We start from the raw sequence: 18,093 nt of genomic DNA, 5'->3' as shown, positions 1-18,093 counted from the left end.
ACCGCGACATGCCGCCCAATAGCCTGAACGGGATCGTCGCCGGGATATTCGAAGGGTTCGGCATCACCGCCTCCGTCGCGGCCTGCGGACTGCTCTATGCCATCCCCTTCGCCTTCGCCTTCGGCGTGCTGCAGCATCTGGCGAAAGGCGTCACCCACGGCCTCGTCACCGCGATCATCGAATTCTGGCGAAGCTCCTCGGTCGTCGTGCTGCTCTTTGTCTTCTATTATAGCCTGCCTGTCGTTGGCGTGACCCTCTCGGCCTTCGCGGTCGGCACGATGGTGCTCGGCCTCAATGCCGGGGGCTATGGCAGCCAGACGGTCCGCGCCGCCCTGCAGACGCTGCCGGCAGGGCAGGTCGAGGCGGGCCGGTCGCTCGGTCTCCGGCGCTGGCAGATCCTGGCGCTGGTCGAGCTGCCGCAATCCTTCCGCGCGATGCTGCCGACCTTCGTCAACCAGGTCATCCAACTCATCAAGGGAACGGCGCTGGTCTCGCTGATCACGCTTGCCGACATGACCTACCATGCCAAGGAGATCGCGCAGGCTTCGTATAATCCCGTCGGCGTCTATTCGGCCCTGCTGATCGCCTATTTCCTGCTTTGCTATCCGGTCACCATCCTTGGCCGCTGGCTGGAGGGCCGAGCGAGCGTCGGCCGGAGCAGCGCTCATGGGATTTGACGCCGGCTTCGCGCTCTCGACCGTGCCGATCATCCTGGCTTCGCTCGGCGTCACGCTCGCCGTGGCGGTCGGCTCGGCCATCGGCGCCTGCCTGCTCGGCTTCACCTGGGAGATCCTGCGGCGGTCGGGCCGGCGCACCGGCTACGTCATGCGCTTCCTGATCGACGCGATCCGCTCGATGCCGATCCTGGCGCAGCTCTATTTCCTCTATTTCGTCCTGCCCTTCTACGGTGTCACCTTGCCGGCGCTCGTCGTCGGGATCGGCGGCCTCAGTCTGTATTACAGCGGCTATCTGGCGGAGGTCTTCAAGGCGGGCATCGACAGCGTCGCGGCCGGCCAGTTCGAAGCCGCCAAGGCACTGGGATTGTCGCGAGCGCAAACGGTCTTCCTGGTGATCGCGCCGCAAATGCTGCTCAACATTGCAGCGCCGCTCGGCAACTACTTCGTCTCGATCCTGAAGGCGACGCCCTATCTCGCCGTGCTGGCCGTGCCGGAGATGCTCGGCACCGCCTTCGACATCGCCTCCGACACGTTCCGCTATGCCGAGCCGCTCGTCGTCGCCGGCGCGATCTTCCTCGCCCTGGCGCTGCTGATCGCCCATCTGGTGCGGCGCATGGAGACCCGCCTGCTCGCCAGACTGCAACGCTGAGGGCGGCCGATCCGCTCCTGCTCTGGGAATGGCGGGGCGCTGCGGCGCTACTGGAACAGCACCCCGGGGTTCGGCGTATAGCGCGCGAGCTTTTCGCGATCGATCTCGACGCCGAGGCCGGGGCGTTGCGAGATCTGGAGATAGCCGTCCTCGAGCTGGAACGGTTCGGCCAGGATCCCGTCGATATAGGGGCTGCCGCCGATGAACTCGACGAGGTCGACATCGGGGAAGGCGGATGCCAGTTGCAGGTCGGCCGCAACGCCGAGGCCGGTGTTCCAGCCATGGCCGATATATTTGACGCCGAAATCATAGGCCATCCAGGCGATGCGGCGCTGCTCGCTGATGCCGCCGACCTTCGTCACGTCCGGCTGGACGATGTCGAGGGCGCCGCGGCTGAGCCAGGGCAGGAAGGATTGGCGCCGCGTCAGCACCTCGCCGCCGGCGATCGGCACGGGGCTGGCGAGACGTAAGTGGCAAAAGTCGTCGATGGCGTCCGGCCGCAGGGCCTCCTCGAACCAGCCGACCTCGAAATCCTTCAGCATCTCGGCGGTGCGCAGCGCCCATTTCAGCCCATGCGGCCAGAGCGCGTCGCTGGCGCCGGCATCGACGAAGAGCTTGGCGTCGTCGCCGGCGCCCTCGCGGGCCGCCCGCACGATCGCCTCGTCCAGCCTGGTGTCGAGGGCCCGGCCGAACGGGCCCCAGCCGATCTTGAAGGCGCGGAAGCCGAGCGCCCGGTACTCGGCGACGACGTCGCGCATCTGCGCCGGCTCTTCCATCAGCAGCGAGCAATAGGGCTGGACGCGATCGCGGTATCGGCCGCCCAGCAGCCGGCCGACCGGCATGCCGGTGACCTTGCCGAGAATGTCCCAGAGCGCGATGTCGATCCCGCTGATGGTATGGGTCAGCGTCCCGCCGCGCCCCATCCAGAAGGTGTTCTGGTGCAGCTTCTCGGAGACGCGCTCGGGTTCGAGCGCATTCTCGCCGAGGAAGAGCGGCTCCAGCACCTTCAGCCCGGCCTCGACCAGCCGGCCATCGGTGAAGACGCTGCCATAGCCGGTGATGCCGGCATCGGTGTGCACGGCGATCAGGGCGTGGATCGAATCCTCCGGCTTGATCTCCGCCGACCAGCCGCCCTTGGGACTTTCGCCGAATAGTGGGGCCGCGGTGATGGAGCGAATCCGCACCGAAGGCGCAGTTGTCTGCTGCCTCGCTCCACTCGAAAGCTCGGACATTCGATACTCCTGCCGTCAGGGTTGTGTCGTCTCGGTGGAGCGGCTGCGCGCCGCCCGGCGCTCGGCGACGATCCCCTCGAAATCGACGCGATGGGTCTGCTCGTCGATATGTTCCTTGAGCGCCTGCGCGGTCGCCTCGACATCGCCGGTGCGGAAGACTTCCATCAGGATGCGGTGCTCCTCGACGATCTCGGTCATCGGCTTGATCAGGGCCGAGAGGCCGAAGAAGATCGTCGCCTGCCGGGCGAGCCCTTCCCATAATCCGCACAGGACATCGTTGCCGCTGAAGCGGCAGAGCGCCCGATGGAAGGCCGTGTCGGCATTGGCGAAGGCATAGGAATCGTTGCGCTGCCGGGTGGCCTCGAGCTCCGCGATGCAGCGGGTCAGGATGGCGATCTCGCGCTCGCCGTTGCGGCCTTCGCGGATGGCCCGGATCGCGGCCGTGGTTTCGAGCGCCACGCGGGCCTCGATCAGGTCGTCGATGCGCTTCTGCGAGACTGGCATGAGCCGGATGCCCTTATAGGGCTCGTTGATGACGAGGCCCTGGCTCTCCAGCACGCGCAGCGCTTCGCGGACGGGGACGCGGCTGACGCCGAGGCGCTGGGCCAGCTCCGTCTCGACGACGCGATCGCCCGGCAGGATCAGGCCGCGAGCCACGCCCGCGATCAGGGCCTCGATCACCATATCCACCAAGGTGCGCGGCTTCAGGGGCAGCCAGCCTTCCACCGGTGTTTCGTCATCCGCCGGCGAGGCAGGCGGGGTTCGGGGTCGAGGATTGGCCATCAGGGCTCCGCTTGACGCATGATGAGATCGTATACCATCATACAACCAGGAAACAAGGTCAGGGGACCGGCTTGCGATTGCGTGATGGGCCATAGCCGCGAACCCGGCCCGAATGCCGGGTCCGCGGCTGGCCGCTAACAGACGACGCCGTGATCGGGCAACAGCGGCAGCGCGACCGGATCATGTCGGCATCGATGTCTCGAGGGAGGTCAGGACATGAAACGCAGGACGCTACTACTCGGGCTGGCGCTCGGCCCAGCCAGCATCGCCACCGGACTGAACGCCTTCGCCCAGAGTGCGGGCAAGGGTGGCGACGTGGTGATCGCGATCACCCAGGCGCCGCCCTCGCTCGACGCGCATGTGAGTTCGGCGCAGGCGGCGCGCAACGTCAATCTGCATATCTACGAGACGCTCTATGCGCGCGACGAGAACGCCAAGGCGGTGCCGGAGCTCGCCGAGGGCGTGACGATTTCCGCCGACGGCAAGACCTATGTCTTCCCGATCCGCAAGGGCGTGAAGTTCCATAACGGCAAGGAGCTCGACGCCAACGACGTCGTCGCCTCGCTCGAGCGCTATCGCAAGCTCGGCGCCTCGGCGCAGCTGCTCGCGGCCATCGACAGCGTCAAGGCCAGCGGTCCCAGCGAGGTCACGATCACGCTGAAGCAGGTCCAGTCGGTCTTTCTCGACAACCTGTCCTCGCCGCGCGCGCCGATCGCGATCTACCCGGCCGAGGAGGCGGCGAAGCCCGCCGGACAGATCAATTTCGTCGGGACCGGCCCGTTCAAGTTCGTCGAGTACAAGCCCGACAGCCATGTGAAGCTCGCCCGCTTTGACGGCTACAGCCAGAACCCGAAGGGGACGGGGCGCGATGGGTTTGCCGGCAAGAAGGAGGTCTTCATCGACACGGTGACCTTTCGCTTCATGCCGGAAGCAGGCGCCCGCAACGCGGCCTTCGAGGCCGGCGAGGTGCATCTCGTCGAGACGGTCGACGGGCCGACGGCGCAGCGTTTCCAGGCCAGCAAGGACCGGTTCACGATCTACAAGGTGCTGCCGTTCTCGATGCAGGTGATCAAGTTCAACCAGGCCCAGGCGCCGGGGGACGACGTGAATTTCCGTCGTGCGGTGCAGGCGGCGCTCGACATGGAAGAGATCCTGGCGATCGCCTATCCCGACATCTATCAGATGGACGGCGCCTGGCTCTATCCGGGCTCGCCCTTCCATATGAGCGCCGGGACGCAGGGCTATAACAAGCCCGATCTCGCGGTGGCCAAGCAGCATCTGGCCAAGTCGGCCTACAAGGGCCAGAAGCTCACCTTCATCGTCGACAACCTGCGCGCCAATGTGGACACCGCGACGGTGTTCCAGGAGCGGCTGAAGGAGATCGGCATCAATGTCGAGATCTCCGTCGCCGACTGGCCGACCGTGTCGAAGGTCGGCTTCACCGATCAGGGCTGGAATTTCTGGACCCACGGCTTCGGCATCGAACCCTATGAGGGGCCGGCTTCGGTGATGTCGCCCTGGGTCGACGGCACCTCGCAGCGCAAGAAGGACGCGACGATCGACGAGCTCGCGACGGCGCTCAATGCCGAGATGGACGAGGGTAAGCGCAAGGAGCTGTTCGCGCGCTTCCAGGGCCATATGTACGAGCAGGCCGTGGCGCTGAAGGTCGGCAATTACGGGCTGTTCCAGGCCGCGACGGTCAAGCTCAAGAACTTCACGCCCTACCGGATCCCGCGGATGTGGGGCGTGACGCTTGAGCGGTGACGGTTTCGGTCGGGCCGGCCGATGCTGACATTTCTCACGCGGCGCCTCACCGGCGCGCTGCTGGTGCTGGTCCTGGTCTCGGTTCTCGCCTTCGGCATCATCTGGCTGGTGCCGGGGGACCCGACGGCGATCCTGCTCGATGCCAGCGCGACGCCCGAGCAGGCGGAGCGGTTGCGCGCCCAGCTCGGGCTGGACAAGCCCTTGCCACTGCAAATGGTCGACTGGTACGGCCGGCTGCTGCAAGGCGACCTCGGCCAGTCGATCCTGCTCAATCGCAGCGTGACGGCCGCCCTGATCGAGCGGCTGCCGGTCACGCTCTCGCTCGCGGGCATCGCGCTCGTCATCGCCATGGTGCTCGGCGTCCTCGCCGGCATCGTGGCGGCGATGAACCACAACCGCTGGCCGGACCAGCTCGTCATGGCCACCGCGCTGTTTGGCCTGTCGGTTCCGGAGTTCTGGCTCGGGCTGATGCTGGTCTTCGTCTTCGCCCTGCAGCTCGGGGCTCTGCCGACCGGCGGCTTCGTGCCCTTTCACGAGAGCCTGGGCGGCTGGGCGCGGACGATCGCCTTGCCGGCCATCACGCTCGCGGTGGTGCATATCGGTTTCATCGCCCGGATGACGCGGGCCTCGATGCTCGACGTGCTGGGCCAGGACTTCATCCGCACCGCCGACGCCAAGGGCCTGTCGCGCTGGCGGATCGTGATCCGCCACGGCCTGCCGAATGCGCTGATCCCGATCCTGACGGTGCTCGGCATCGTCGCCGGCGGTCTGCTCGGCGGCACGGTCATCGTCGAGCAGGTGTTCTCGATTCCCGGTGTCGGACGGCTCGTCATCGGCGCGATCCTCTCGCGCGACTATCCCGTCATCCAGGGCGGCCTGCTGTTCCTCGCGGTGATCTATCTTGGGGTGAACCTGCTGGTCGACATCCTCTACGCCGCCGTCGATCCGCGCGTGAGGCTCGAATGAGCAGCCACGCGGACAGCCTGGCGCTCCCGAGCCCCGGCCGCAGCCCGGCGCGCGCCGCGCTCGCCCGGCTCCTCGCCAACCGCTCCTTCCTGATCGGCGCGGTCCTCGTCCTGTCCGTGGTGCTGGTCGCGATCTTCGCCAACTGGCTGTCGCCTTACGATCCGCTGCGCAGCAATGTCCGCGCCCGCTTGCAGGCGCCGAGCGGGCTGTACTGGTTCGGCACCGACCATTTCGGGCGCGATATCCTGTCGCGTGTCCTCTATGGCGCGCGCATCTCGTTGACCATCGGAGCGCTGGTCGTGATCGTCACCGGGATATTCGGAACGCTGATCGGGGCGGTCGCCGGCTATTTCCATTCGCTCGACAATCCGCTCATGCGCCTGATGGACGCGCTGATGGCTTTTCCGGCGATCCTCCTGGCGATCACGGTCAGTGCGGTGCTCGGCGCCTCGGTTCCCAATGTCGTCATCGCGCTCTCGATCGCGACGACGCCCCACACGGCGCGCATCGTCCGCGGCTCGGTGCTGGTGGTGCGCGAGCTCGAATTCGTCGAGGCGGCGCGCGCGCTCGGGGCGGGCGAGATGCGCATCCTGTTCGGGCATGTGCTGCTGAATTCGCTCGGTCCGCTGATCGTGCGCCTGACCTATGTCTTCGCCATCGCCATCCTCGCCGAGGCGGCGCTTTCCTTCGTCGGCGTCGGCCCGCCGCCGCCGGCGCCGTCCTTCGGCAGCATCATCGCGCAGGGCCGCGACTTCATGGCGACGGCGCCATGGATCACGCTGTTCCCCGGCCTCGCCATCATCGTCTCGGTGCTCGGCCTCAACCTCCTCGGCGACGGGCTGCGCGACGTGCTCGATCCGCGCATGAAGGCGTGAGCGTGTTCTAATTTTTAGGTGGCCCTAACTACAAGCGCGGCGTGGCGTAGATCACCCGGCCGTCGACCTTGATCTCCGCCTCGCGGAGATATTTGCGAACCCCCTCAGGGCTGATCTCGATGCCCAGGCCCGGTGCGTCGGGTGCAGCGATCTCGCCATTGCCGTCGCGCTCGAGATGGCTCGCCGTGAACTCCCAGGCGAGCGGCTTGGGCGCGGCCGGGTATTCGCAGATGCGGTGGTCGGCGAGGCCGGCATAGGGCTGGAGCGAGGCGCTCAGCGCCAGATGCGAGGTGAAGGTGTGGTTCACATAGGTCACGCCCTTCTTGACCGCGTAGTCGGCGACCTTCTTCGCCGGGGCGATGCCGCCGATGCGGCCGCAATCGATCTGGACATAGCCGACGCCGCCGAAATCGATCAGGTGGCGGGCCATGTGGATGTTGTGCGCCGCTTCGCCACCGGCGAGTTTGACCTTGCCGCTGCGGCGGGCCAGGGCGCCATAGGCATCGAGCGCGCCGCCCTGGAACGGCTCCTCGAGCCACAGGGCGCCGGCGGCCTCGAGCGCCGGCAGGCGCGCGGCGGCGGCCTCGACATCCTCGATGAAGATCTGGCCGACATCGACGAGCAGGATGCCGTTCTTGTCGAGACCCTCGCGCGCTGCCGAGAACTGGTCGGCGTCGTCGGCGACGCTGCCCCGGCCGATCGGCCCCCAGCCGAATTTTGCGGCCGTGAATCCGTTGCGGCGAGCGGTGCGAGCGCGCTCGAGCGTCTCCTGCGGCGTGTCGCCAAAGAGGACCGAGGCATAGGGTGTCTTGCGGTGCGAAGCGCTGTAGCCGAGCAGCCGCCAGACCGGCTCGCCCGTGGCCTTGCCGAGCAAGTCCCAAAGCGCCATCTCGACGCCGGAGAAGGTGTGCGCGGCCTGCAGCAGGTCCATGCTGTTATATTCGACATCGGCAGCGATGCGCCCGATGTCCTCGGCGTTGTCGAGCGGCTTGCCCAGGACCGAATCCGCCACGGGGCGGCAGACGCCATGCGACATCGGCGTGACGAAGGCGGCGATCGAGACCAGCGGCGAGGCCTCGCATTCACCCCAGCCGACATGGCCTCCTCCAGCGACCCGGACGAGCAGCGCATCCTGGCTGCCATCGGCCTCCGTCGTGATCTCGGGCATGGCGAGATAAAAGAAATCGACGGCTTCGATCTTCATGACGGGCTCCGGAGGCGTGTCAGGGATAGAGCTGCGGGCGCGGCGAGAACGTGACGCCCTCGTCGAGCGGGAAGACGGGCCGCGCGCAGATCGTGTGGCCGAGGCTCTTCAGGTCGGCGGAGGTGGCGCCCGGCGCGTCGATATTGAAGTTCTTCTCGACCCAGGCATCGTACATGTGATGCTCGGTATGGGGCGATTTCACCACGATCAGGTCGAAATCCTGCGGGTCGAGGCCGTTGGCATAGTACATCGCCCGGTCGAACAGGCTGATCGTGTGGCTGAAGACCACGACGGTGAAATTGTCGAAGGTGAGGACCGCGGTCGGCCCGGCATGGAGCCCGGCCTTCATCGTCTCGAGGCGGGCCTCGCCGTCCGAGAGCAGCGCCACGCGCGCCCGCACCTGCATCGGCTTGAAGCGGCGCGTGTCGATGGCGCCGCCCAGCGAAACCTCGATGGTAGCCCCGACGCCGGCGCGATGGGCGGCCTGCGCCGCACCCTGGTCGACGATCTGGGCGAGGACGCGCTTGCCGTAGCCGGCCTCCCGCAGCGCCTTGATGATCGCGTTCGAATCGCCGGTGGCGCCGGACGAGGTCGCGTCGGCCGCATCGGTGAAGATCACCGGCCCGTCGATCGTCCCGGCCTGCGCGATCGCGCGGTCGAGCGGGATCAGCTTGCCCTGCATACGGAAGCGCTGCGGCCAGAACTCCTGCGCGAGGCGGATGGCCTCGCGGGTCGCGATATCCGGCGCGGCGTCGGTCATGATCAGGACCTGGCTGCAGAGTTCGGGCACGTCGGTAAAAGGGTTGCCGATCATGATGCCGGCGGCGAGCGCGGTGCCGTCCCGCTCGATCCGCTGGCATTCGCGGATCAGGTCGCCATAGCAGCCGCTCTTGGTGATGAGTTCGTCGCCGCGAACCAGAGCGGGCATCACGACGCGGGCGATGACCGGCTTGATGTCCTCCTCGATCAGCCGCAGCAGCAATCTCGCGGCGCGCTCGCCGGTATCGGCGAAATCGACATGCGGGTAGGTGTGGTAGATCGCGAGCCCGTTGATCTGGCGCAGCATCCGGTCGGTCAGGATGCCGTGCAGGTCGAGCGAGATGACGATCGGCATCGTCGGCCCGACCATGCGCCGGACCTCGGCGAGGAGGTGCCCCTCTGGATCGAGCTCCGTCTCCGCGCCCATCGCGCCATGGAACGAGATGTAGATGCCGTCGATCTCGCCGAGCCTGGCCTCGACCGCGGCGAGGAACTCGCGCGACAGCCGCTCCCAGCCCTTGCCGGAGAGCGGCCCGGCGCTGTTCGCCTTGGCGCTGTAGGTGGGCACCACCTCTACATCCCTGGCGTCGAAGACCGAGAGGGCGCCGGCGACCGAGGTGTTCAGACCGCGCTGGCTCAGCAGCTCCTCGCCGCGCTGGACGCTGAAATTCTCATAGCCGGAGGGCAGCGGGTTGAAGGAGGAAATCTCCTGCATGCACTCGGCGATCAGGATTCTTTTCGGCATGATTGCGGCGCCTTCTGCGTGGTTCCAGGCCGACGCGATGCGATGGCTGGAGGGGTCGATGATCTGGGGGCATCGCTTCAGCCTGCCGCGATTCCGTCGTCGTAATCGCTCATCACCACGGCTGCGACGTCGCCGCGCTGGACGCGGCCGGGGCCGGCCGCCATCCAGAGCACGCCCGAGCGGCGGTAGCGGATCTCGATGGGGGCGCGGTCGATATCCTCGACGAAATGCAGGAAGCCGGCGGTCTGCCCTTCCGTCACCGCCTCGCTCACAAGATGTTTTGGCTCGAACAGGCCCGCGGAGGGCGCGAAGGAATAGCATTCGGGGTCGCGGACCATCATGTGCCGCGTGCCCGCGCCGCCGTCGCGCTGGCCGGTGTCCGGCGCGCCTTCGAGCACGCCGAGATGCCTGAGTACATTGCGGACGCCGCGCTCGCCGATGCGGACGCCCTCGACATTGACGCGGCCCCAGCCGCCGAGCTCGGTGCCGAGCGAGAGGATGCCGCGGCGTTCGACCGAGGAGGTCAGGGTCGCGCCCTCGTCGACGCCCCAGAACACGACATTATAGGGGGCGCCGAACGCCGCCGCGGCGGCCATGGTGCGCGCGCGAGCGGCGGCATCGGGCAAGTAATGCATGTTCGTCGACAGTGCCGATTCCATCGAATGGCCGGCGGTGTGGAGGTCGAGCGAGACATCGACCATCGGCAGGATGACGCTGTCGAGGAAATGCGCGAGCATCTCGGAGAAGGTGCCCTTCGCGTCCCCCGGAAAGCAGCGGTTGAGGTCGCGGTTGTCGACCGGCGAGAGCCGGGTGTCGTTCATCACGGCGGGAATGTTCACCGCCGGCAGCATGATGATGCGGCCCTGGACCGCGGCCGGGTCGATCTCGCGGGCAAAGCGCGAGATCGCGACCTGACCCTCATATTCGTCGCCATGGACGCCGCCGGTGAGCAGGACCGTGGGTCCGGAGCCGTTCTTCACGGTCACGACCGGGATCTCGATCGTGCCCCAGCCGGAGGTGTTGCGCGAGAGTGGCGCCCTTGCATAGCCGGACTGCTTGCCGGCCCGGTCGAAATCGAGGTCGCACCTGATCCTGCTCGCAGCCGCCGCCATTGTCTCCTCCAGCCATTCTCTTTATAATGTATGATTGTATACGAAAAATGGGCGGTCAAGGCCCTGCGTGAGCTTGCGCCCCCTAATAGCCGCGGGCGCGATCGACCACGTTCTGCAAGGGGCGCCCGTCCAGGTAACGCGCCAGATTATCGAGGAAGATGTCCAGGCAGCGCTCGAGGTAGACGCCGTGATCGTCGACGCTGCAATGCGGCGTCATGATCAGGTTCGGCGTCGACCAGATCGGATCCTCGGGCGGCAGCGGCTCGGTCGGAAAGACGTCGAGCACTGCGCCGCCGAGCGAACCGTCCTGCAGCTTGGCGACCAGCGCGTCGCAATCGAACACCCTGGCGCGGCCGACGATGACGATGCCGGCATGGCTCGGCAGCAGATCGAGGCGGCGGCGGTCGACCAGCCCCCGCGTCTCCTGGGTGAGGGGCGCAGACGAGATCAGGAAATCGGTCTGCGGCAGCAGCGCGTCCATGTCGGCGAAGCTGGCCGAGACATCGACATGCTCGCGCTCGCCGCCGGAGCGGCTGATCGCCTGCGTCCGGACACCGAGGGATTTCAACAACCGGGCGGCGGGAAGGCCGATCGCGCCGATGCCGAGCAAGGTCGCGGTCTTGCCGGCGACCGTGCCGCCATAGACCGGCTGCCAGCGGCGCTGCTGCTGGTCGGTGACGAAATGCGGGATCCGGTAGTTCAGCATCAGTACGGATGCGAGGATGAACTCGGCCCCCTTGTCGCCATGCACGCCGCTGGCATTGGTCAGCGTGACCTGTGGCGGCAGATAGGGAAGCATCGCCTCGACGCCGGCCGAGACGCTCTGGACCCATTTCAGTTCCGGCACCGATCCGAACGCGTCGAGCTTGCGGGCGGCGAAGACGATTTCGGCATCGCCCGCCGTCGCCGCGAAGCGCGCGGGATCGTCGTTGAAGCTTGCGGCGATCCGCTGCGCGAGGCCGCCCCGTTCGGCCAGCGCCGCGTCCAGGCGGGCGGGCGTCAGCCGGAGCGCCTCGGGCGCCGCGGGGGCGTTCTCGATATGCACGCGCAGCTTGCGGCCGTCAGTCATGGCAGTCTCTCGGTCATGTCGATTTCAGGCGCGGATCGAGCACGTCGCGCAGCCCGTCGCCGAACAGGTTCAGGCCCAGCACGGTCAGTCCGATGACCATTCCGGGGAAGATCGTGATCCATGGCGCATCGACCACATAATCCCTGCCGTCTGCAATGATGTTGCCCCAGCTCGGCGTCGGCGGCGGCGGCCCCACGCCGAGGAAGCTCAGCGCCGCATCGGCGAGGACGGCATAGGCGAAGATGAAGGTCAGGTCGATGATCAGCGGCGCCATGCTGTTGGGCAGGATATGGCGCAGCAGGATGCGCAAATGCCCGGCGCCGCAGACCCGGGCCGCCTCGACATATTCGGTGTCGCGCAAGGTCATCACGGCGGCGCGGACGATCCGCGCCGTTCGCGGCATGTAGGCGACCGAGAGGGCGATCACCACATTCGTCACGCCGCTGCCGAGCGCGGCGGCGATGCCGATCGCGAGCATCAGCGATGGAAAGGCCATCAGCGCGTCCATGACCCGCATCAGGACGCCGTCGAGGCTGCGGAAATAGCCGGCGAGCGAGCCGATCAGCGTGCCGCCGATGCCGGCGACGACGACCACCGCGATCCCGATGAACAGCGACAGGTGGCTGCCATGCACGACGCGGATGAAGATGTCGCGGCCGTAATGGTCGGTGCCGAACCAGTGCTGCCACGACGGCTCTAGGAAGCGGGTCCGGAAGCTCACCTGCACGGGATCGCCGGCGAACAGGAACGGCCCGGCAATAGCCATCAATATGACCACCGCCATGATCGTGGCGCCGATCACCAGCCCCTTGTGACCGAGCAGGCGCCGCAGCGCGAGGCGACCGGGGCTCTGGCCGGACTTGGCCTGCTCGGTCATGTCGAACGTCACGGGGTCAGTCATTCTTCACCCGCGGGTCGAGATAGGCATAGAGCAGGTCGACGAGCAGGTTGACGATCACCATCAGCAAAGCGACGACCAGCAGCGAGCCCTGGATGACGGGATAGTCACGGCGCAGGATGCCCTGGACCACGAGCCGTCCCAGGCCCGGCAGGGAGAAGATCTCCTCGATGATGACCGTGCCGGAGAGCGCGACATTGACGATGATGCCGATGACCGTGACGACCGGGATCAGCACATTGGTGAAGGCGTGCCGGCCGACCACCGTCCGTTCGCCGACGCCCTTGGCGCGGGCGGTGCGCACATAGTCCTGGCGCAGGACCTCGAGCGTCGTCGCCCGCGTCATGCGGGCGAGCATGCCGATCTGGAAGACGGCCAGCGCCAGCGCCGGCAGCGTCAGGGAGCGCAGGCAGCCGAGCACGCTTTCGCTGAGCGGGACATAGCCGCCGGCGGGAAGCCAGCCGAGCTCGACCGAGAAGAGCAGGATCGCCATGATGCTGAGCCAGAAGGTCGGCATCGAGACGCCGAGCAGGGCGATCGTCATCATCGCCGTGTCGGCCCAGCGGTTGTGGTGATAGGCGGCGATCAGCCCCGCGAGGATGCCGAGCGGCACCGTCAGCACGAGCGAATAGAGCGTCAGCAGCAGCGTGACCGGAAAACGCTCGGCGATGGCCTGGGCGACGCTGCGTCCGAGCATGTAGGACATGCCGAGGTCGAGCCGGGACAGGTTCGCCAGCCAGACCAATAGCTGTTCGGGCAGCGGCCGATCGAGGCCGAGGCTGGACCGGATCGAGGCGATCTGGTCGAGCGTCGCGTCGGGCCCGGCGATCACCTGCGCGGCGTCGCCGGGGATGATGTGGATGAGGCCGAAGGCGAGCAGGCTGACCAGGATCAGGACCGGGATCGCGCCAAGCAGCCGCCTCGAGAGATAAGCCAGCATCAGATCGTTTCGGCTGGTGGCATCATGCCTGCCAGATGTCCCAGAGCCGGATTCCGTCGAAGGGCGCGAAATTCGTCACCGATGCCTTCGTCGCCTGCTTGAGGTTGCGATCACCCATCTTGATCTGGTGGACCTGCCCGTTGAGGCGCAGCTCGATGTCCTGCCAGGCTGTCTTCTGATCCTCCTTCGAGGTCGCGGCGAGAAGGCGCTGCCAGGCCGACTCCATCTCCTGGTCGTCCTTGTAGAAGGACCAGTTGCTGCTGCCCGAGATCAGCCGCTGGTACTGGAACGGGCCGAGCAGCGGCTGGATGGCGTAGGAGGTGCTGAACAGGTTGTGCGTGGTCGGATCGTTGCGGCGGGCATTGGCGCCCGGCCAGTCGAGCACGTCGAGGCGCGTCTTCATGCCGGCCGCCTTGAGCTGCTCCGACATCACCACCGCGACCTCCTGGAGCGAGGGCAGGTCGCCGCTGGTCAGGATGACGAGCTCCTCGCCGCCATAGCCGGCTTCCTTGAGCAGGGCCTTGGCGCGGGCGCCGTCCTTGCGGTTGTAGACGAGCTCACCCGCCTTGGCCGGGTAGAACTCGCTGTCCTTGTAGACCAGGGACGGATTGAGCTCGAAGGCGCCCTCGGCGGCGATCGTCATGATCTCCTCATGGTCGAGCGCGACCTGGATGGCCTGCCGGACCAGGAGCTTGTCGGTGGGGCTCCGCTGGACATTGACCGGCACGATGTTGATGCCGCGCTTGCTCTGCTCGTAGATCTTGAAGCGGCTGTCCTGGCCGAGGCGCGCCGCGGCCTTGACCGGGACTTCGTCGAGGATGTCGAACTGGCCGCTCTGCAAACCGGCGATGCGCCCGCTCGCCTCGGAGACCACGGCGAAGGTGATCTCGTCGAGATGCGCGGTCCGGCGGCCGCCATAGCCGTCGCGGCCGGGATAGGCCGTGTTCGGAGCGTAGTCTGCGAAGCGGCGGCCGCGCAGCCTGGTGACGCCGTCCCAGTCGACGAAGGAGAACGGGCCGGTCGAGATCGGCGCGGCCTTGTTGGCCTCCTTGTCGCATTCCTCGGCGGGAATGATCGTCATCGGCGAGGCCGGCGACTTGATCAGCTCGATCCAGCTCGGCATCGCCGATTTCATCTCGACGACGAGCGTGTGCTTGTCCGGCGTGGTGATGCGGTCGACATTGGCGAGGCGCGAGCGCTCGGGGCTGACCTTGGCGTAGCGCTCGAGCGAGCGCTTGGCGTCCTCGGCGGTCATTTCCTTGCCGTTGTGGAACGGCACGCCCTTGCGCAGGGCGAAGGTGAAGCTGCGCCAGTCGGGCGAGACGTCGAGCTTTTCGGCGAGCTGGAGCTGCGGCGAGCCGCGCTCGTCGATGGTGACCAGCGTCTCGCACATATGCATGAGCACATTGCGGGCGACCTGCGAGCGCGAGAAATGCGGATCGACCGTTTCCGTGGCCGCGCTCATGGCGACGGTGATGCTGCCGCCCTTCTTCGGCTGGCTGGCCGTCTGCGCCGCAAGGTTGCCCGGAAGTCCGGCCGCGCCGGCTGCAATGCCGGCCGAGGCGGCGGCGAGGATCTCGCGTCGTGTCAGGTTCGGCATGGCTTGTTCCTTCCCCTCGCGCCTTATGGCGGCGTTTGCGTCGTCGTATGATTGTATACGATTATCCAGCGAGTCAACTTCGGCCCGCCTGGACACGGCGACGCACCGGGCGGAGCGCGCGCCGTGGGCCGCCTCGGGCGGAGTCAGTCCCGGCTGCGGGGCTTTCCGGCCAGCACCGGAGTGGGCAAGGGTTCGCCGCGGAAGTAGCTGAGGATATTGGCCTTCACGAGATCGCAGGCATCCTGCCAGGTCTCGTGCGTGCCGCCGCCGCGATGCGGCATCAGCACCGCGTTCTCGGCTTTCAGCAGCGCATCGGGGACCTGGGGCTCGTTCTCGAAGACGTCGAGACCGGCGCCCATGATCCGGCCGTCGCGCAAGGCGGCCGCCAGCGCCTGCTCGTCGATGATCGGCCCACGCGCGATATTGACGACGATGCCGCTGGGCCCAAGCGCCTCGAGCACGGAGGCATCGATGAGGTGGCGCGTCTCGGCGCCGCCAGGGCAGGCGACGATGAGGAAGTCGACGCGTTCGGCCAGCGCCCGTGGGCTGGGGCAGTAGGTATAGGGCAGGTCCGGGCGGGCCCGGCGGTTGTGATAGAAGACCGGCATGTCGAAGCCGCTCGCGCGGCGGGCGATGGCGAGCCCGATATTGCCCAGCCCGAGAATGCCGATGGGCCGGCCATGGAGGCGCGGGACCAGCGGGTAGTCGTTGCTCGGCCAGAGGCCGGCCCGCACGAAACGATCGCCGCGCGTGACGTGCCGGGCGACGGCGAGAAGCAGCGCGAAGGCCATGTCGGCGACGCAGCCATCGGTCACGCCCGGCGTATTGGTCAGGGCGATGCCGCGCTCGCGCAGGGCCTCGACATCGACCTTCTCGTAGCCGGCACCGCCATTGGCGACCAGGCCAAGGCGCGGCAAGGCGTCGATCAGGCGCCTGCCGACGATCCCGGCGGAGGTCACGGCCTCGATCCGCTCGGCAAGGGCGGGATCCAGTCCGGAGGGGTCGTCATTGGCGATGCGATGGACGGTGAAGTCTTCGCTCAGCCGGTCCATGTACCATTCGGGGCGGCCCCCGATCACCAGCAGATCCGGCTTGCTCATTCCGCGTCCTCTTCAGTTCGGCAACGTACGATTGATTTGTGTATGATCGTATACAATCATAGGCTTGTATAGCGCCCTCGGAGCGGAGCGGGGAAGCCCGTCGAAAGCTGGCATGACAGAATTCTCCTATGCGCAGCCTTATCCCGTGCACCGGGTGCCGGTCCTTGCCCGCAACATCGTCGCCACCTCGCAGCCGCTCGCCGCGCAGGCCGGAATGTCGATGCTGCTCAGGGGCGGGAACGCGGTCGATGCTGCGCTCGCGGCAGCGATGACCCTGACGGTGGTCGAGCCGACCGCCAACGGCCTCGGCAGTGATGCCTTTGCCATTATCTGGGACGGCAAGGCACTGCATGGCCTCAACGGCTCCGGGCGCTCGCCCGCCGGATGGACGTCCACTCGTTTCGCTGGGCTCGCCGAGATGCCTGCGACAGGGTGGGAGAGCGTCACGGTGCCCGGTGCGGTCTCGACCTGGGCCGCGCTTTCCGAGCGTTTCGGGCGGCTGGCGTTCGAGGCCTTGGCCGGGCCTGCCATCGGCTATGCGCGAGACGGTTTCCCGGTCTCGCCGACCATCGCCAGAGCATGGGCCGCCGGAGCTGCGCAACTGGCCGATCAGCCGGGCTTTCGCGAAACCTTCATGCCCGGTGGGCGAGCTCCGAAAGCCGGCGAAATCTTCCGCAACCCCGCGCAGGCCGGCAGCCTGGAGGCCATCGCCGCAACCAAGGGCGAGGCGTTCTATCGCGGCGAACTGGCCGAGCGGATCGCAGCGGCAGCGGCGGCGCATGGAGCCGCGCTGAGCCGGGCCGACCTGGCCGCACATGCAGCCGACTGGTGCGGCACGCTCTCGACCGCGGTCCATGGCGCCGATCTGCATGAATTGCCGCCCAACGGCCAGGGCATCGCCGCGCTCATCGCGCTCGGCATCCTGCAGCATACCGAGATCGCGGAGCTCGACCCCGACGGGGCGCAGGCCATGCATCTCCAGATCGAGGCGATGAAGCTGAGCTTCGCGGACGTCTACCGCTTCGTCGCGGATCGGGAGGCGATGCGGATGCCGCCCGAGGCGATGCTCGACAAGGCCTATCTGGCGCGGCGTGCGGCGCTGATCGACCGCAACAGGGCGAATATCCCGCAGGCCGGCCTGCCGAAGCCCGGTGGCACGATTTACGTCACCGCGGCGGATGCGTCGGGCATGATGGTCTCGCTGATCCAGTCGAACTATGGCGGCTTCGGCTCCGGCGTGGTCGTGCCGGGGACGGGAATCCATCTGCAGAACCGAGGCTCGGGCTTCAGCCTCGATCCCGACCACCCCAATTGCGTCGGCCCGCGCAAGCGCCCGTTTCACACGATCATTCCCGGCTTCCTGATGCGGGGCGCAGAGCCGGCAATGAGCTTCGGTGTGGTCGGCGGGCCGATGCAGCCTCAGGCCCATGTGCAGCTCGTGCAGCGGATGCTGCTGCATGGGCAGAACCCGCAAGCCGCCATCGACGCGCCGCGCTGGCGCATCATCGCGGGGCGCGAGATCGCCGTGGAATGGGGGATGCATGACGCCGCGATCGAACGGCTCCGGGGGCTGGGTCATGATATCCGCCGCGAAAGCCCGGGCGATTCCTTCGCCTTCGGCTGCGCGCAGGCGATCCACCGGCTCGCCGACGGCTATGTCGCGGGTTCGGACAACCGCCGCGACGGCCTGGCCCTCGGATTATAGGCAGGCAGGGTTGCA

16 protein-coding genes are annotated in these 18,093 nt (G+C 67.3%); 6 read left to right on the top strand and 10 right to left on the bottom strand.

The window, feature by feature from the left end:
* Nucleotides 1-8 precede the first annotated feature (8 nt).
* Together ACTIF2_RS03525 and ACTIF2_RS03520 are read left to right on the top strand one after the other, a co-directional pair.
* A complete protein-coding gene (locus ACTIF2_RS03525; RefSeq protein ID WP_439495654.1) occupies nt 9-677 on the top strand; it encodes an amino acid ABC transporter permease in 669 nt (222 codons plus the stop codon).
* The gene (locus ACTIF2_RS03520) at nt 667-1,326 is read left to right on the top strand and encodes an amino acid ABC transporter permease (RefSeq protein WP_439495653.1); all 660 of its coding nucleotides are present in this window, start codon (nt 667-669) and stop codon (nt 1,324-1,326) included. The genes ACTIF2_RS03525 and ACTIF2_RS03520 overlap by 11 nt, the downstream gene beginning before the upstream one ends.
* Before the next feature lie 47 nt (nt 1,327-1,373).
* Here the strand turns inward: ACTIF2_RS03520 and ACTIF2_RS03515 are convergent, their stop codons facing one another.
* Together ACTIF2_RS03515 and ACTIF2_RS03510 are read right to left on the bottom strand one after the other, a co-directional pair.
* Nucleotides 1,374-2,558: a mandelate racemase/muconate lactonizing enzyme family protein gene (locus tag ACTIF2_RS03515; protein ID WP_439495652.1), complete on the bottom strand. Its 1,185-nt coding sequence runs from the start codon at nt 2,556-2,558 to the stop codon at nt 1,374-1,376.
* 15 nt (nt 2,559-2,573) lie between these two features.
* Nucleotides 2,574-3,341: a GntR family transcriptional regulator gene (locus ACTIF2_RS03510; RefSeq protein ID WP_439495651.1), complete on the bottom strand. Its 768-nt coding sequence runs from the start codon at nt 3,339-3,341 to the stop codon at nt 2,574-2,576.
* 216 nt (nt 3,342-3,557) lie between these two features.
* Between ACTIF2_RS03510 and ACTIF2_RS03505 the strand changes: the two genes are divergently transcribed.
* The 3 genes from ACTIF2_RS03505 to ACTIF2_RS03495 are packed head-to-tail and all read left to right on the top strand — an operon-like array spanning nt 3,558 to nt 6,946.
* Nucleotides 3,558-5,105 (top strand): ABC transporter substrate-binding protein, encoded by a 1,548-nt coding sequence (locus ACTIF2_RS03505; protein WP_439495650.1) that lies wholly within the window; start codon nt 3,558-3,560, stop codon nt 5,103-5,105.
* A gap of 21 nt (nt 5,106-5,126) precedes the next feature.
* Entirely contained in the window at nt 5,127-6,071 is a 945-nt protein-coding gene (locus ACTIF2_RS03500) for an ABC transporter permease (protein WP_439495649.1), read from the top strand.
* Nucleotides 6,068-6,946, top strand: a complete 879-nt coding sequence (locus ACTIF2_RS03495; protein WP_439495648.1) for an ABC transporter permease — start codon at nt 6,068-6,070, stop codon at nt 6,944-6,946. Before ACTIF2_RS03500 ends, ACTIF2_RS03495 begins: the two co-directional genes overlap by 4 nt.
* 28 nt (nt 6,947-6,974) lie before the next feature.
* Here the strand turns inward: ACTIF2_RS03495 and ACTIF2_RS03490 are convergent, their stop codons facing one another.
* The 8 genes from ACTIF2_RS03490 to ACTIF2_RS03455 form a co-directional block, all read right to left on the bottom strand.
* Complete coding sequence (locus ACTIF2_RS03490; RefSeq protein ID WP_439495647.1) at nt 6,975-8,150, bottom strand: mandelate racemase/muconate lactonizing enzyme family protein; 1,176 nt, start codon at nt 8,148-8,150, stop codon at nt 6,975-6,977.
* Nucleotides 8,151-8,169: 19 nt separating this feature from the next.
* Complete coding sequence (locus ACTIF2_RS03485; RefSeq protein ID WP_439495646.1) at nt 8,170-9,654, bottom strand: M81 family metallopeptidase; 1,485 nt, start codon at nt 9,652-9,654, stop codon at nt 8,170-8,172.
* Nucleotides 9,655-9,731: 77 nt separating this feature from the next.
* On the bottom strand, nt 9,732-10,766 hold the full coding sequence (locus ACTIF2_RS03480) for a succinylglutamate desuccinylase/aspartoacylase family protein (RefSeq protein WP_439495645.1): 1,035 nt from the start codon (nt 10,764-10,766) through the stop codon (nt 9,732-9,734).
* An 82-nt stretch (nt 10,767-10,848) separates the two neighbouring features.
* Nucleotides 10,849-11,835, bottom strand: coding sequence for a D-2-hydroxyacid dehydrogenase (locus tag ACTIF2_RS03475; protein ID WP_439495644.1), 987 nt, complete (start codon nt 11,833-11,835; stop codon nt 10,849-10,851).
* Between the two features lie 13 nt (nt 11,836-11,848).
* On the bottom strand, nt 11,849-12,736 hold the full coding sequence (locus ACTIF2_RS03470) for an ABC transporter permease (RefSeq protein ID WP_439495643.1): 888 nt from the start codon (nt 12,734-12,736) through the stop codon (nt 11,849-11,851).
* A complete protein-coding gene (locus ACTIF2_RS03465; RefSeq protein WP_439495642.1) occupies nt 12,729-13,673 on the bottom strand; it encodes an ABC transporter permease in 945 nt (314 codons plus the stop codon). The genes ACTIF2_RS03470 and ACTIF2_RS03465 overlap by 8 nt, the downstream gene beginning before the upstream one ends.
* Before the next feature lie 22 nt (nt 13,674-13,695).
* Nucleotides 13,696-15,273 (bottom strand): ABC transporter substrate-binding protein, encoded by a 1,578-nt coding sequence (locus ACTIF2_RS03460; protein ID WP_439495641.1) that lies wholly within the window; start codon nt 15,271-15,273, stop codon nt 13,696-13,698.
* Nucleotides 15,274-15,416: 143 nt separating this feature from the next.
* Complete coding sequence (locus ACTIF2_RS03455) at nt 15,417-16,373, bottom strand: 2-hydroxyacid dehydrogenase (protein ID WP_439495640.1); 957 nt, start codon at nt 16,371-16,373, stop codon at nt 15,417-15,419.
* 112 nt (nt 16,374-16,485) lie between these two features.
* Between ACTIF2_RS03455 and ACTIF2_RS03450 the strand changes: the two genes are divergently transcribed.
* Nucleotides 16,486-18,078: a gamma-glutamyltransferase family protein gene (locus tag ACTIF2_RS03450; protein ID WP_439495639.1), complete on the top strand. Its 1,593-nt coding sequence runs from the start codon at nt 16,486-16,488 to the stop codon at nt 18,076-18,078.
* The last annotated feature ends 15 nt before the right edge of the window (nt 18,079-18,093 follow it).

The sequence above is a fragment of the Allobosea sp. genome (assembly GCF_051860145.1).
Classification (GTDB): domain Bacteria; phylum Pseudomonadota; class Alphaproteobacteria; order Rhizobiales; family Beijerinckiaceae; genus Allobosea.
The sequence above is the reverse complement of the archived record's forward strand: the minus strand, read 5'-3'. Positions and strand labels throughout refer to the sequence as shown.